Origin of the sequence: Collinsella aerofaciens (assembly GCF_040910185.1) — a bacterium.
Lineage (GTDB): Bacteria > Actinomycetota > Coriobacteriia > Coriobacteriales > Coriobacteriaceae > Collinsella > Collinsella aerofaciens_BF.
In genome coordinates this window covers 1-14,036 of sequence record NZ_JBDGBA010000021.1, presented here as the reverse complement: position 1 = coordinate 14,036, position 14,036 = coordinate 1, and the positions used below count along the sequence as shown (strand labels likewise).

12 protein-coding genes and 1 pseudogene are annotated in these 14,036 nt (G+C 59.0%); all 13 read left to right on the top strand.

Features of this window, described 5'->3' with window-relative positions:
* Positions 1 to 328 (top strand): annotated as a pseudogene (locus AB5Z54_RS08235) (N-acetylmannosamine-6-phosphate 2-epimerase); the annotation flags it as partial.
* Positions 329 to 426: 98 nt separating this feature from the next.
* Entirely contained in the window at positions 427 to 1,347 is a 921-nt protein-coding gene (rapZ, locus tag AB5Z54_RS08230) for an RNase adapter RapZ (RefSeq protein ID WP_022094878.1), read from the top strand.
* A gap of 6 nt (positions 1,348 to 1,353) precedes the next feature.
* Positions 1,354 to 2,283, top strand: a complete 930-nt coding sequence (gene whiA, locus AB5Z54_RS08225; protein WP_368161157.1) for a DNA-binding protein WhiA — start codon at positions 1,354 to 1,356, stop codon at positions 2,281 to 2,283.
* 193 nt (positions 2,284 to 2,476) lie between these two features.
* Positions 2,477 to 3,502 carry a type I glyceraldehyde-3-phosphate dehydrogenase gene (gap, locus tag AB5Z54_RS08220; RefSeq protein ID WP_117848743.1) on the top strand — a complete coding sequence of 342 codons (1,026 nt, stop codon included), beginning with the start codon at positions 2,477 to 2,479 and terminating at the stop codon, positions 3,500 to 3,502.
* 140 nt (positions 3,503 to 3,642) lie between these two features.
* Complete coding sequence (locus tag AB5Z54_RS08215) at positions 3,643 to 4,833, top strand: phosphoglycerate kinase (RefSeq protein ID WP_006236149.1); 1,191 nt, start codon at positions 3,643 to 3,645, stop codon at positions 4,831 to 4,833.
* Complete coding sequence (gene tpiA / locus AB5Z54_RS08210) at positions 4,826 to 5,593, top strand: triose-phosphate isomerase (RefSeq protein ID WP_022094882.1); 768 nt, start codon at positions 4,826 to 4,828, stop codon at positions 5,591 to 5,593. The genes AB5Z54_RS08215 and tpiA overlap by 8 nt, the downstream gene beginning before the upstream one ends.
* 5 nt (positions 5,594 to 5,598) lie before the next feature.
* Positions 5,599 to 7,152, top strand: coding sequence for a 2,3-bisphosphoglycerate-independent phosphoglycerate mutase (gene gpmI / locus AB5Z54_RS08205; protein WP_117877273.1), 1,554 nt, complete (start codon positions 5,599 to 5,601; stop codon positions 7,150 to 7,152).
* Between the two features lie 163 nt (positions 7,153 to 7,315).
* Positions 7,316 to 7,570: a preprotein translocase subunit SecG gene (gene secG, locus AB5Z54_RS08200; protein WP_349088682.1), complete on the top strand. Its 255-nt coding sequence runs from the start codon at positions 7,316 to 7,318 to the stop codon at positions 7,568 to 7,570.
* A gap of 296 nt (positions 7,571 to 7,866) precedes the next feature.
* On the top strand, positions 7,867 to 9,543 hold the full coding sequence (locus AB5Z54_RS08195; protein WP_368161155.1) for a peptide ABC transporter substrate-binding protein: 1,677 nt from the start codon (positions 7,867 to 7,869) through the stop codon (positions 9,541 to 9,543).
* Positions 9,544 to 9,699: 156 nt separating this feature from the next.
* A complete protein-coding gene (locus AB5Z54_RS08190; RefSeq protein WP_117877270.1) occupies positions 9,700 to 10,737 on the top strand; it encodes an ABC transporter permease in 1,038 nt (345 codons plus the stop codon).
* Between the two features lie 14 nt (positions 10,738 to 10,751).
* Positions 10,752 to 11,687, top strand: coding sequence for an ABC transporter permease (locus AB5Z54_RS08185; RefSeq protein WP_035138881.1), 936 nt, complete (start codon positions 10,752 to 10,754; stop codon positions 11,685 to 11,687).
* Between the two features lie 2 nt (positions 11,688 to 11,689).
* Positions 11,690 to 12,781: an ABC transporter ATP-binding protein gene (locus AB5Z54_RS08180; RefSeq protein ID WP_022094887.1), complete on the top strand. Its 1,092-nt coding sequence runs from the start codon at positions 11,690 to 11,692 to the stop codon at positions 12,779 to 12,781.
* The gene (locus tag AB5Z54_RS08175; RefSeq protein ID WP_368161153.1) at positions 12,781 to 13,809 is read left to right on the top strand and encodes an ABC transporter ATP-binding protein; all 1,029 of its coding nucleotides are present in this window, start codon (positions 12,781 to 12,783) and stop codon (positions 13,807 to 13,809) included. Before AB5Z54_RS08180 ends, AB5Z54_RS08175 begins: the two co-directional genes overlap by 1 nt.
* Positions 13,810 to 14,036: the final 227 nt, after the last annotated feature.

The following is a 14,036-nucleotide window of genomic DNA, read 5'->3' as shown; positions in this document are numbered from 1 at the left end:
CGAGGAGGGCGTGCTCCTGATGGCCGACTGTGCCACCATCGAGGACATTCGCCGCGCGGTTGATATGGGCTTCGACCTGGTATCCACCACGCTTTCTCACGGTGTCGCCGCCATCGACTGCACCATGGCCGATGGCCCCGATCTGCCGCTCCTGCGTCAGGCGACCGAGGAATTCCCCGGTCTTCCCATCATCTGCGAGGGCCGCGTGCACACGCCCGAGGAGGCCCGCGCCGCGATTGATGCGGGCGCCTGGGCCGTTGTCGTCGGCACCGCCATCACGCACCCCACGAGTATTACAAGTTGGTTCAAGGCTGCGCTTGAGGCGTAAGACAGGTCTCGTATCCGCTTGGGGCGGTATACTCAATAAAGGCAATTGATCGCGCGGGATCCGCTGGCCGGGTCCCGCGCTTGTTTTAGGAGGCGCACATGCAAAAGGGAGATGCTATGGATGCGGCGGAGCGCTCGGAGCGCATCCCCGATATCGTCATCATCACCGGAATGTCTGGATCGGGCCGAACGCAGGCCATGCATGTGTTCGAGGACATGGGCTACTTTTGCATCGACAACTTGCCTCCGCGTCTGATCGCCCAGCTTGCCGAACTCGTCGGCATCAATACGGGCGTGGGCAGGCATCTTGCCGTCACCTGCGACCTGCGCAGCCAGGGCTTGTTCGATGAGCTGCTCGATGCCGTTGCCGCACTCGAGGAGCGCGAGATGAGCTGTGACATCGTGTTTCTCGAGGCCTCTGACGAGGTGCTGATCCGTCGTTATAGCGAAAACCGCCGCCGCCATCCCATTGCCAAGCCGGGGGAGACTACGGCCGATGCGATTCAGCGCGAGCGCCTGCAGCTGCAGGGCGTGCGCGATCGAGCCGATATGATTATCGATACGAGCCGCTTGCGCACCTCTGCCCTGCGCAACAAATTGCGCATGGCGTTCTCCGAGCTGTCCGACCAGCAGCTCATGGACGTTCACGTGTTCTCGTTTGGCTTTAAGCACGGCATGCCCGTCGAGGCGGACATTATGATCGACGTTCGTTTCCTGCCCAATCCGTTCTACGATCCCGAGATGCGCACCATGACCGGTCTCGATAAGAAAGTCTCTGACTTTGTTCTGGACCATCCCAAGACCCAGGAGTTCTGGAAGGCCTGGACGCAGCTGCTCGATACGGTCATGCCCGGCTATATCGCGGAGGGCAAGCCACAGCTATCTATTGCCATCGGCTGCACGGGCGGTCAACACCGCAGCGTTGCCATCGCCGAGGCCACGGCACGTTATTTGGAAGGCGCCCAATATCACGTGAGCATTTCCCATCGCGACCTGTCGCGCGCCAACACGAAAGCATAGGCCTGCATGTCGTTTACCGCCGAGGTGCGTGACGAGCTCGCGCGCTGCGAACCCGAATGTGAATACTGCGATTTGTCGACGCTTGCCGCCCTGACGCGCGTGAGCGGTACACTTTCGCTGGCCGGCTCCGGGCGGTATCGTTTGACGGTCGCGACCGAGACGGGTGCCGTCGCGCGCACGATGATCACACTGACGCATCGCATCCTTAAGCTCAAAACGGAATTCACCGTTCGTAAATCGGTCTTGCATAAGGTCCGTAACTATCTCATTACCCTGCCCGATCAGCCCGACCTGGACAAGGCTCTGGTGCTGCTGGGCATTCTCGACCGCAGGGGAGGGCTCGTCGCTGGTGTTCCCCGGCACATCGTTGCCCGTCCCTGCTGCAGGCTTGCCTACATCCGCGGCGCGCTCATCGCCGGCGGTTTCGTGGCCGATCCCCGCGGCGACTTTCATTTGGAGATCGCGGTGCAGGGCGAGCAGTATGCCCGGGGACTTTGCGATCTATTGGAGCAGATTGGAGTCCATGCGCGCGTTAACGCGCGGCGCGGATCCTTTGCTGTCTACATTAAGAGCGCCGAGGAGATCGAGCATCTTCTAAAGCTGATTGGTGCCAAGCGCAGCGTTGCCGAGATCGAGGAAGCGCGCGCGGTCAAATTGGTTAAGAACGACGTAAACCGTCGCGTGAATGCCGAACTGGCCAATCAGACCAGAAGTGCGGGTGCCGCCCAGCATCAGCTTGCGTTGATCGATGAGCTCGAACAGCGGGGTTTGCGCGACACGCTTCCGGACGCCTTGGCAGTCTTTTGCGACCTGCGCGAGCGCTATCCCGATCTGTCGCTGCGTGATTTGGGGGAGATGGCTGACCCTCCCTTGTCGAAGTCTGCCCTGTACCATCGCGTTTTGAGGCTTGAAAAGCTCATTGAAGCAAACAAGTAGTTTGAAGTATCGACTTATATACGGATTTAGCTGCTATTTTATTCTTTAAAACGTTTTAACGTAAATTTGATTTTCAATTTCGAGCATTCTCGTGAAATTCAAGTCAAAAAAAAGGTATATTAGGCGAGTGGTTAGTTTGTGGGCCTCAACGGCGGGCGCTGTAGCTCGCGGGGGCCTTACGAAAGGAGACACAATGGCAGTAAAGGTTGCTATTAACGGCTTCGGTCGCATCGGTCGTCTGGCTTTCCGTCAGATGTTCGGTCATGAGGGCTCCGAGATCGTCGCTATCAACGACCTCACCTCTCCCGATATGCTCGCTTACCTGCTGAAGTACGACTCCACGCAGGGCAACTACGCTCGTGATCACGAGGTCGTTGCTGGCGAGGATTCCATCACCGTTGACGGCAAGGAGATCAAGATCTACAAGGAGGCCGACGCCAACAACCTGCCTTGGGGCGACCTCGACGTCGACGTCGTTCTCGAGTGCACCGGCTTCTACACCAGCAAGGCTAAGGCTCAGGCCCACATCAACGCTGGCGCCAAGAAGGTCGTCATCTCCGCTCCGGCCGGCAGCGATCTGCCCACCATCGTGTACAACGTCAACCATGAGACGCTGACCGCTGATGACAACATCATCTCCGCTGCCTCCTGCACGACGAACTGCCTCGCCCCGATGGCCAAGGGCCTGAACGACTTCGCCCCCATCGTCTCCGGCATCATGACCACCATCCACGCCTTCACCGGCGACCAGATGCCGCTCGACGGCCCGCAGCGCAAGGGCAACTTCCGTCGCTCCCGCGCCTGCTCCGAGAACATCGTCCCGAACACCACGGGCGCTGCCAAGGCCATCGGCCTGGTTCTCCCCGAGCTCAACGGCAAGCTCATCGGTGCCGCCCAGCGCGTCCCGACGCCGACCGGCTCGCTGACCAACCTCTACGCCGTCGTTGACAAGAAGGTCACCGTCGACGAGGTCAACGCTGCCATGAAGGCCTACGCCGAGACCATCCCCGATACCTTCGCCTACAACGAGGACCAGATCGTCTCCCGCGACATCGTCGGCGAGACCCACGGCTCCATCTTCGACGCCACGCAGACCATGTGCTCTGACCTCGGCAACGGCCAGACCCTCGTTCAGGTCACCTCTTGGTACGACAACGAGAACTCCTACACCTCTCAGATGGTCCGCACCATCAAGTACTTCGAGAAGTTCGTTGCTTAATTTAGCTTTTAGCGAATAGCTCGTTGAGCGTCTAAAGAAGGGCGCGGCCTTATAGGGCTTACACCCTAGGGTCGCGTCCTTTTTATAAGAAATCGTCTGCCGTAATGGAAGGCAGACACGTACGAAAGGTAGAAGCAAACATGGCCTTTACCAAGAAGACCGTCCGCGACATCGATGTCGACGGCAAGCGCGTTCTCGTCCGCGTTGACTTCAACGTGCCTATCAAGGATGGCGTCGTTGGCGACACCACCCGTATTAAGGCTGCCCTGCCCACCATCAACTACCTCGTTGAGCACAACGCTCGCGTCATCCTCATGAGCCACCTCGGCCGTCCTGAGGGCACTGGCTTCCAGCCCGAGCTTTCCCTCGAGCCTGTCGCCAAGAAGCTCGCTGAGCTCTCTGGCCTTGACGTTGCTTTTGTTGCCGACACGTATGGCGAGAAGGCCGCCGAGGCTGTCGCCGCCGTCGAGCCGGGCAAGGTCCTCGTTCTCGAGAACGTCCGTTTTGACAAGCGTGAGAAGAAGAACGATCCCGAGATCGCCAAGAAGCTCGCTTCCTATGGTGACGTCTTCGTTCTCGATGCCTTCGGCACTGCTCACCGCGCCCAGGGTTCCGTCGTGGGCCCCGCCGCTTACCTGCCTGCCGTCGCCGGCTTCCTGCTCGAGAAGGAGGTCGACACGCTGACCGGTATCTTCGCCGAGCCCGAGCGCCCCTTCGTCGCTATCGTCGGCGGTTCCAAGGTTTCCTCCAAGATCGGCGTTCTCGATCACCTCATCGACTCCGCTGACACCCTGATCATCGGTGGCGGTATGGCCTACACCTTCTTCCTGGCTCAGGGCCTTTCCGTCGGTCAGTCCCTCAAGGAAGAGGACTGGGTCGAGCGCGCCGGCGAGATGCTCAAGAAGGCCGAGGAGAAGGGCGTCAAGATCCTGCTCCCCATCGACAACCGCGTTGCCGATCACTTTGGCGAGGACGCTGTCCCCGAGGTTGTCGCTTCCGACGCTATCCCTGACGACCGCGAGGGCATGGACATCGGTCCTAAGACCGAGGAGCTCTACGCCGAGGCCGTCAAGGGCGCCAAGACTGTGTTCTGGAATGGCCCCATGGGCGTCTTCGAGTTCGACAACTTCGCTCACGGCACCCAGGCTATCGCCGAGGCTGTCGCCGAGGCCGACTGCACCTCGATCATCGGCGGTGGCGACTCTGTCGCGGCTGTCAACAAGTTCAACCTGGCCGACAAGATGAGCTGGATCTCCACCGGTGGTGGCGCTTCCATGGAGCTCGTCGAGGGTAAGGCCCTGCCCGGAGTGGAGGCGCTTCTCGATGCCTAATCGCACCCTTCTCATCGCTGGTAACTGGAAGATGAACAACGACGTCGCCGAGGCCGCCAAACTCGCCGACGAGCTGGCTCAGGCTCTGCCCGAGGTTCCGGCTGGCGTCGAGGTGCTCGTCTGCCCTCCGACCATCGACATCACCACGGTTCATGACCGCATTCAGGCTGCCCCCATCGCCCTCGGTGCACAGAACGTGTACTGGGAGGCCAAGGGTGCCTTCACCGGTGAGTCCTCTTGCGACATGCTCAAGTCCGCTGGCTGCACCTACTGCATCATCGGCCACTCCGAGCGTCGTGACTACTTCCACGAGACCGACGAGGACCAGAACAAGAAGGCCAAGGCTCTCGTTGCCGCCGGTCTTGTTCCCGTCTTCTGCTGCGGCGAGTCCCTCGAGGTCCGCGAGGCTGGCACCTATGTCGAGCACGTCGTGAACCAGGTCAAGGCTGGCCTTGCTGGTCTTGAGATCACCTGCCCCAAGCAGGTCGTCGTCGCCTACGAGCCCATCTGGGCCATTGGCACCGGCAAGACCGCTACCGCCGAGGACGCTCAGGAGGTCTGCGGCGCTATCCGTGAGACCCTCAAGGAGATGTTCGGCGAGGAGCTCGCTAACGGCATCCGCGTTCTCTATGGTGGCTCTGCCAAGCCCGGCAACATCGCTGAGCTCGTCGCCAAGCCCGACGTTGACGGCGCCCTCGTGGGCGGCGCTTCGCTCAAGGCTGCCGACTTCGCCTCTATGGTCGTCAAGGCAGGCGAGTAGGACATATGGCACAGCGTCATCTTCCCGCACTCCTGATCATTATGGACGGCTGCGGCCTGGCTCCGGCCGATGGCGAGAACGCCGTCGCCGCTGCCAAGACGCCCTTCCTTGATAGCCTGTACGAGAAGTACCCCCACACCACGCTCGGCGCTTCGGGCGAGGACGTGGGTCTTCCCGATGGCCAGATGGGCAACTCCGAGGTGGGTCACCTCAACATCGGTGCCGGCCGCATTGTGTTCCAGGAGCTTTCGCGCATCAACAACGCCATCAAGGACGGCTCCATCGCCAAGAACGAGGTCTTCGTCAAGGCTATGGACGACGTCAAGGCTGACGGCAAGACTCTCCACCTCATGGGCCTTATGAGCCCTGGCGGTGTTCATTCTCACATGAACCACGTCGAGGCTCTGGTCAAGATGGCTGCCGAGCACGGTGTCAAGACCGTTCGCGTCCACGCCTTCATGGATGGCCGCGACGTTGACCCGCAGTCCGGCGCTGGCTACATGAGTGAGTTCTGCGCCTTCCTGGCCAAGATCTCCGAGGAGACCGGTTGCGACGCTCGCGTTGCCACCGTCTCGGGCCGTTATTGGGCCATGGACCGCGATAATCGTTGGGAGCGCATCCAGCGCGCCTACGACGTCATGGTCAACGCGTCCGATGCTGATACCGACCCCGTTGCCGGTATCAAGGCCTACTACGAGAAGGATCCGCGCGGCGACGAGTTCGTCGAGCCCTTCGCTGCCCACAACGAGGGCATCCACGAGGGCGACGCGGCCATCTTCTTCAACTTCCGTCCCGACCGCGCTCGTCAGATGACCCGCGTGTTCACGGACAAGGAGTTCGACGGCTTTGAGCGCGAGCAGATCAAGCTTTCGCACTTTGTGACGATGACCGAGTACGATCCGACGTTTGACGTCGAGGTCGCCTTCCCCAAGACGTTCCCCGAGAACGTCCTGGCCGACGTTATCGCCGCCAACGGCCTGAAGCAGCTGCACACCGCCGAGACCGAGAAGTACGCCCACGTGACGTTCTTCCTCAACGGCGGCATCGAGGAGCCCAAGGAGGGCGAGGAGCGCGTGCTCGTCGCTTCCCCCAAGGTCGCTACCTACGATCTGCAGCCTGAGATGAGCGCTCCCGAGGTTACCGAGAAGCTCGTCGCTGCCATCAACGAGGATCGCGCTGATTTCTACATCGTGAACTTTGCGAACTGCGACATGGTTGGTCACACCGGTGTCTTCGACGCCGCCGTTAAGGCCGTCGAGGCTGTTGACGATGCCTTGTCCAAGGTTGTCCCGGCGATTCTCGCCAAGGGTGGCTTTGCGCTGATCACCGCCGACCACGGCAACGCCGACCACATGTTTGACGTTGCTTCCGACGGTTCCAAGCATCCGTTTACGGCTCACACCACCAACCGTGTGCCGTTCATCATCGTTGATGAGAAGGCCAAGCTCACCGGTATCGAGGACGGCCGTCTTTCCGATATCGCTCCGACCATGCTCACCATGGCTGGTATTGAGCCTTCCGCCGAGATGACGGGCCGCGTGCTCGCCACCGAGGCCTAAGAGAAAACAAATACCGTTTTCTAGCAAGGGGGTTGTCCATATTCGGGCAACCCCTTTTTTGGTATTTCTGCCATTTCTTCCCCGTCCCCGAGTGGCGGGTAGGGGAGAGCGGGGGTTGTGGTACAGTACTGGAGTTTGAATTGTTCTATTAAGGAGCTTATCTATGGGTCCGTTTCAGATTCTTCTGTTTGTCGTTTGGGCTGTCTCTGCTGTGGCGTTGACGATTCTCGTCCTGATGCATTCCGGTAAGGGCACCGGCGTTTCGGATATGATCGCTAGCTCGCTGTATAACTCCAGCTCTGCCACGGGCGTCATGGAGCAGAACCTCGATCGCCTGACGGTAATTATGGCCGTCGTTTTTGCCGTGTGCGTCGTCCTGTGCATGTTCTTCTTCCCGCAGGGCATCGTTGGCTTCTAAGCACGAACCGCGTAAATACTTGAAAAGGGTTCCGCATGTGCGGGACCCTTTTTTGTTTACATATTCGTAACAGAGTCAAAAATATCACCACATACTGCGCCCAACTAAAGAAATTCTTGACCGTTAACCGGAATTAGCCCCAAATCGTGCATAAAATGCGCTACTGTATTGCAAAACGTTGGTCTGTTGTGCATAACCAGCCATAGCAACGGGCGGCGTTTTGATGGTTCGGATCGGATTGTCTCGACATATGTCCGACTGAACATTTCTTTGTCCTATCTCATAAGGAGGATGGCATGGCTGATTCTATGTTCCACCAGCCCGTTATGGGTCGTCGCGCCTTTGTTGGCGGCACCCTTGCTGCGAGCTCCATGGCTTTTCTTGCCGCATGCGGCAAGAAGGGCGGCGACACTTCCGGTTCTGAGTCCGGTTCGACGCTGAACTTCTACATCAACAACCCGGTCTGCATCGACCCCTACAACGTCCAGGAGGACCAGGGCACTCAGGTCGAGTACCAGCTCTTTGACGCTCTGACCTCTTACGACGCCGAGAAGGGCGAGATCGTTCCGCTGGCTTGCGAGTCCTTTGAGTCCAACGACGACGCCACCGAGTTCACCTTCAAGATCAAGAAGGCCAAGTTCCACAACGGTGACGACGTTACCTCCAAGTCCTTCAAGCTCGGTTGGGAGCGTCTGGTCAACACCAAGTCGGCCATCGCTACCGAGTACGGCCCTTCCGAGGTTTCCTATCACCTTTCCATGGTCGAGGGCTATGACGACCTGCTTGCCGGTAACGCTACCGAGCTCAGCGGTGTTACCTGCCCCGACGATGAGACCCTCGTCGTCAAGCTGTCTTCCGCTTACGCCGACTTCCCCTTCGTCGCCTCTCACCCGGCTCTGGCCCCGGTTCCCGAGTGCGCCGAGTCCGATGTCAAGAGCTTCTACCTTGCTCCGGTCGGTAACGGCCCGTTCATGATGGACGGCAAGTGGGAGGATGGCCGGGAGATCAACGTCAAGAAGTTCGACGATTACTATGGCGACAAGGCCAAGATCGATGGCATCCACTTCCAGGTCATCAAGGACATGGAGACCGCTTACAAGGAGTTCCAGGCCGGTAACCTCGATGTCTGCGACGTTCCCGTCGCTCAGATCGATGCCGCCAAGAAGGATCGCGGCGTGTCCAAGGACGGCTACACCATGGGTGACGGCGAGCGCATGCTGCTCGGCGCCGAGCCTTCCACCTACTACCTGACCTGCAACAACACGGCCGAGCCGTTCAACAACGCCGACCTGCGTAGGGGTATCTCCTTGGCCATTAACCGTGAGGCCATCTGCAAGACCATCTTCAAGGGTACCCGTACCCCCGCCGACGGCATTGTTCCTCCGGGCATCGATGGCTACAAGGAGGGCGCATGGGAGTTCTGCGCCTACGACGTCGACAAGGCTAACGAGTACCTCGATAAGGTTGCTCCCGCTGGCGCTAACGGCGATCGTGGCATTAACGTGACCCTTTCCTACAACCAGGACGGTGGCCACAAGGAGATCATGGAGTCCATCATCGGCGACCTCGCCAAGGTTGGCGTTACCGCTGTCTCCGATACCCCCGAGTGGTCTGCCCTGCTCGAGCAGTATCAGAACTTTAACTATCAGTTCGGTCGTCTGGGTTGGATTGCCGACTACCCGATCATGGACAACTTCCTGTATCCGCTGTTCCACTCCGACTCTCTCGGTGGCGACAACCGTTCTGGTTACAACAACCCCGAGTTCGACGCCAAGGTCGACGAGGCTCGCACTACGGTTGACGACAAGGAGCGCGTCGCTAAGATGCAGGAGGCCGACGCAATGGTCGCTGCCGACTGCCCGGTCATCCCGATTATGTTCTACACGCACACCATCGCCGGCTCCGATCGCATCAAGCACCTCTATGTCGATCCGCAGAAGCACGCCGATCTGGGTACCGCTGAGCTCGCTTAAGAGTTTGCAGCTTCCGTGAGGGTCAAGTATTTACGTAGACCTCATGGGAAACATACAGTTCTCCCTAACCTGGGGTAAACTGGCTGATGGTAATTTTGGGATGCCGGTCTGGCGATCGGCATCCCATTTAGGTTAATCCCTAGATAGGGGAGTGGTATGGGTAAGTACATCGTTAAACGTGTGCTTCAGTTCATCCCGGTGTTTTTGGGCGTCACGCTGATTCTGTTCGCCCTCCAGAATATCGTGCCGGGAGATCCGATCAAGCTGATCGGTGGAGACAAGGCTCTGTCCCCCGAGGTGGAGCTTCAGCTTCGCGTCCGCTATCACCTGGTCCAGTCGGACGAGGACGGCAACGCGATCCTTGACGAGAACGGCGACCCCGTTCAAACGTCGCTCGTGGACCGTTACTTGTATTACATGAACGGCCTGCTTCATGGCGATCTGGGCAATTCGTATCAGCGCAAGCTGCCGGTTACGGAAATCTTCGCCCAGAAGTATCCGTATACGGTCAAACTTGCCGCGTGCGCCATCGTGCTAGAGGCAATCATGGGTATCGGTGCGGGTATCATTTCGGCGGTAAAGCGTTATTCCTTCTGGGATATTTTGGTAACGCTCACCACGTCGATCCTCGTTGCGGTCCCGGCCTTCTGGCTCGGTATGTTGCTGCAGCTGTTCTTTGGCGTCATCCTCAAGGACGCCACGGGCGGTGCATTCTCCATGCCGATCTCGGGTGCCGGCGGTTCCAGCTCTCAGTATCAAGATTGGATGCACTATGTGCTTCCGACCATTACGCTGGCTTCGGTTTCGACCGCTTATGCTGCCCGCATTATGCGCTCGCAGCTGCTTGACGTCATGAACCAGGATTACATCCGTACGGCAAAGGCCAAGGGTCTCTCCAATCGCGCGATCATCATCAAGCATGCGCTTAAGAATGCACTCATCCCCGTCGTTACCTATATTGGTGTCGACTTTGGTGGCATGCTTTCGGGCGCCATCCTGACCGAGACGGTCTTTAACTGGCCCGGTATCGGCTATGAGGTCTATCGCGCCATTAGCATGCGTGACTGGCCCATCGTTATGGGCGGCGTTACGCTCATCGTTGTCGTCGTCATGGTGATCAACCTGCTCGTCGACATCAGCTATGCATTCCTCGACCCGCGCATCCGCCTTGGCGGTCCGTCGGATAAGGCCTAAGGGAGGTACGTCTCATGCAGGAAACTGATTCTCAGTCTCAGGAGCAGGCTACCGCCACCAAGGCCGCGTCTGCTCCCGCCAAGTCCCGCACGCTGTGGGGCGACGCTTTTAAGCGTCTTCGCAAGAACAAGCTCGCCGTTATCGGTGTCTGCTGGATCATCATCGTCGTTGTGGTTGCCCTGACCGCAGATCTGTGGGCTAAGCCCTGGCTCGGTTCCCCGACGGCTTCCGACTCGACCACTATGGCCGAGACGTCGCTGCTGGCTCCGTGTGCAGAGCACCCGTTTGGCACCGACGCCCTTGGTCGTGACATTCTCGTCCGCGTTATCTACGGTGCGCGCGTTTCGCTGTCCGTCGGAATTATGGCCACCGCGATCTCCACGCTGATTGGTCTGGTCATGGGTGCTCTGGCCGGTTTCTACGGCGGCATCTGGGATACAATCATCATGCGCTGTGCGGACATCTTCCTGGCGTTCCCGTACGTGCTGTTCGTTGTCGCCATGATTGCCGTTATCGGCCGTGGTCTTCAGAACGTCTTTATCGCCATCGGTATTCTCGGCTGGCCTTCGATTGCGCGCGTCTTCCGCTCTGCGATCTTGACCGTCAAGGAAAACGACTATGTTGATGCTGCGCGCGCGATGGGTGCATCTGATGCTCGTATCGTCGTGCGTCACATCTTCCCGAACTCCGTCGCTTCCATTGTGGTCTACGCGACCATGAACATTGGTGGCGCCATTCTGACCGAGTCCGCTCTGTCCTTCCTCGGCATGGGCGTTATTCCGCCTACGCCTTCGTGGGGCTCCATGATTCAGGACGGTCAGCAGTATCTTCTGACTGCTCCCTGGATGATGATCATGCCCGGTCTGGCAATTCTCTCGACGGTGCTCGCCTTCACCCTGTTGGGTGACGGTCTGCGCGACGCCCTCGACGTCAAGATGAAGGACGCATAAGGATGAAGAAGAACAAGAACTATGTGGACCTGAAGGACCAGCCGGTTCCCGAGGGCCAGCATCTGCTCGAGGTCGATGACCTTAAGATGTATTTCCACACTGAGGATGGCGTCGTTCGCGCTGTCGACGGTGTCTCCTACACGCTCGATCGCGGCGAGACCCTGGGCGTCGTCGGTGAGTCCGGCTCCGGTAAGTCCGTGACCGCCATGACCATCATGGGCCTTATCTCGATGCCTCCGGGAAAGATCGAGGGCGGCGACGTTCGCTATCGCGGTCGTTCGATCCTCGAGATGACCGAGGAAGAGATGCAGCACATTCGCGGTAACGATATCGCGATGATCTTCCAGGATCCTATGACCTCTTTGAACCCGGTCTATAAGATCGGCAAACAGGTGGGCGAGGGCCTTCGTCTGCACCGTGGCTACTCCAAGCAGGAGGCGCTCAAGCGCGCTACCGAGCTTTTGGACCTCGTGGGTATCCCCGAGCCCGAGAAGCGCGTCAATGAGTATCCGCACCAGTTCTCCGGCGGTATGCGTCAGCGCGTCATGATCGCTATGGCTCTTGCCTGCGATCCCGATATTCTGATTGCCGACGAGCCCACGACTGCCCTGGACGTTACCATTCAGGCTCAGATTATCGAGCTCATGCAGGAAATGCAGGAGAAGAACGGCAACGCCATCATCATGATCACCCATGACCTGGGTGTCGTTGCCGATATGGCCGATAAGATTATGGTTATGTACGCCGGCCGTCCCGTCGAGTTCGGTACTGCTGAGGAAATCTTCTACGAGAGCCGCCACCCCTACACCTGGGGCCTTATCCGCTCCATCCCGGAGCAGGCCATCGAAGAGAAGAAGCCGCTTACGCCGATTCACGGCAACCCGCCTTCGCTCATGAACCTGCCTGAGGGCTGCGTCTTCTCTCCTCGTTGTCCCTATGCGACGGACAAGTGCCGCAAGCAGCGCCCCGAGCGCGTTGTCACCGAGTCTGGTCATTACTCTGCGTGCCACTACTCCGGTGACCCCGAGTTCCTCAAGAACGCTCCTGAGACGTCCCGTACGCGCAAGGATTCCAAGAAGGGAGGCGAGGCGTAATGGCAGATACCAACGAGCGTACTCCGCTGCTGAAGGTCGAGCACCTCTCTAAGGAGTTCCCCGCTGAGTCCGGCATGTTCGCCAAGCGCTTCTCCAAGCGTGTTGTCTCTGCAGTAAATGACATTTCGTTCGAGATTTATCCGGGCGAGACCTTTGGTCTGGTTGGTGAGTCTGGTTGCGGTAAGTCCACGACGGGTCGCACCATCATGCGCCTGACCAAGCCGACCGCCGGTAAGGTGTTCTTCCAGGGTAAAGATGTTGCCGAGATGAGCAAGCATGAGATCAAGGACATGCGTCGCGAGATGCAGTTCATCTTCCAGGATCCCTATGCTTCGCTCAATCCCCGTATGACCATCGGCGAGATCGTCTCCGAGCCCATGACCATTCATGGCGTGGGTACCAAGGAGGAGCGTATCGAGCGCGTCCGCGAGCTGCTGGACGTCGTCGGTCTGAATCCCGAGCACATCAACCGTTATCCGCACGAGTTCTCGGGCGGCCAGCGCCAGCGTGTCGGCATCGCCCGCGCGTTCGCTCTGAAGCCCAAGCTGATTATCTGCGACGAGCCTGTCTCAGCACTTGACGTATCCATTCAGGCCCAGGTTCTGAACCTTCTTAAGAAGCTCCAGGACAAGTTCGGTACCGCATATCTGTTTATCGCCCACGACCTGTCCGTCGTGCAGCACATCTCCGATCGCGTTGCCGTTATGTACTTGGGCAAGATGGTCGAGGTTTCGGACTGGAAGACGCTCTACAGTGAGCCGCACCACCCGTACACGCAGTCGCTGCTGTCTGCCGTGCCGGTGCCCGATCCGGATATCCAGAAGACCCGCAAGCGCATCATCCTCGCCGGCGATCCGCCGTCGCCGCTGGATCCGCCGACCGGCTGCCGTTTCCACACGCGCTGCCCGATCGCGCAGGGCATCTGCTCCGAAAAGCTTCCTGAGTTTAAGGAAGTTGCCCCGGGTCACTGCTGCGCCTGCCACTTCGCGGAGCCGTTCCCGATCAAGGAATCGCACATCGACCTGTAGTCGGTTGTTTGTTCGGGCCCGTGCTGGACTTAGTTTTCAGAACGTCCTCGACCATGGAAACCCCCTTATCCTGCTCCTTCGGAGCTGCGGATAAGGGGGTTTCCTGGTCTGACGCTCCTATTTGGCAAGGTGTTTTTTAGAATCCATTTTGCGCTCGGCCTCGAAGGCCTGCCTGTCCCAATCGAGCGGAAGTCCGGCCTCGACCCATGCCTCGTAGGCCCTCCTTA

Coding starts and splice junctions, on each gene's coding strand:
- rapZ (WP_022094878.1), top strand. CDS start 427: ATGCAAAAGGGAGATGCTATGGATGCGGCGGAGCGCTCGGAGCGCATC.
- whiA (WP_368161157.1), top strand. CDS start 1,354: ATGTCGTTTACCGCCGAGGTGCGTGACGAGCTCGCGCGCTGCGAACCC.
- gap (WP_117848743.1), top strand. CDS start 2,477: ATGGCAGTAAAGGTTGCTATTAACGGCTTCGGTCGCATCGGTCGTCTG.
- AB5Z54_RS08215 (WP_006236149.1), top strand. CDS start 3,643: ATGGCCTTTACCAAGAAGACCGTCCGCGACATCGATGTCGACGGCAAG.
- tpiA (WP_022094882.1), top strand. CDS start 4,826: ATGCCTAATCGCACCCTTCTCATCGCTGGTAACTGGAAGATGAACAAC.
- gpmI (WP_117877273.1), top strand. CDS start 5,599: ATGGCACAGCGTCATCTTCCCGCACTCCTGATCATTATGGACGGCTGC.
- secG (WP_349088682.1), top strand. CDS start 7,316: ATGGGTCCGTTTCAGATTCTTCTGTTTGTCGTTTGGGCTGTCTCTGCT.
- AB5Z54_RS08195 (WP_368161155.1), top strand. CDS start 7,867: ATGGCTGATTCTATGTTCCACCAGCCCGTTATGGGTCGTCGCGCCTTT.
- AB5Z54_RS08190 (WP_117877270.1), top strand. CDS start 9,700: ATGGGTAAGTACATCGTTAAACGTGTGCTTCAGTTCATCCCGGTGTTT.
- AB5Z54_RS08185 (WP_035138881.1), top strand. CDS start 10,752: ATGCAGGAAACTGATTCTCAGTCTCAGGAGCAGGCTACCGCCACCAAG.
- AB5Z54_RS08180 (WP_022094887.1), top strand. CDS start 11,690: ATGAAGAAGAACAAGAACTATGTGGACCTGAAGGACCAGCCGGTTCCC.
- AB5Z54_RS08175 (WP_368161153.1), top strand. CDS start 12,781: ATGGCAGATACCAACGAGCGTACTCCGCTGCTGAAGGTCGAGCACCTC.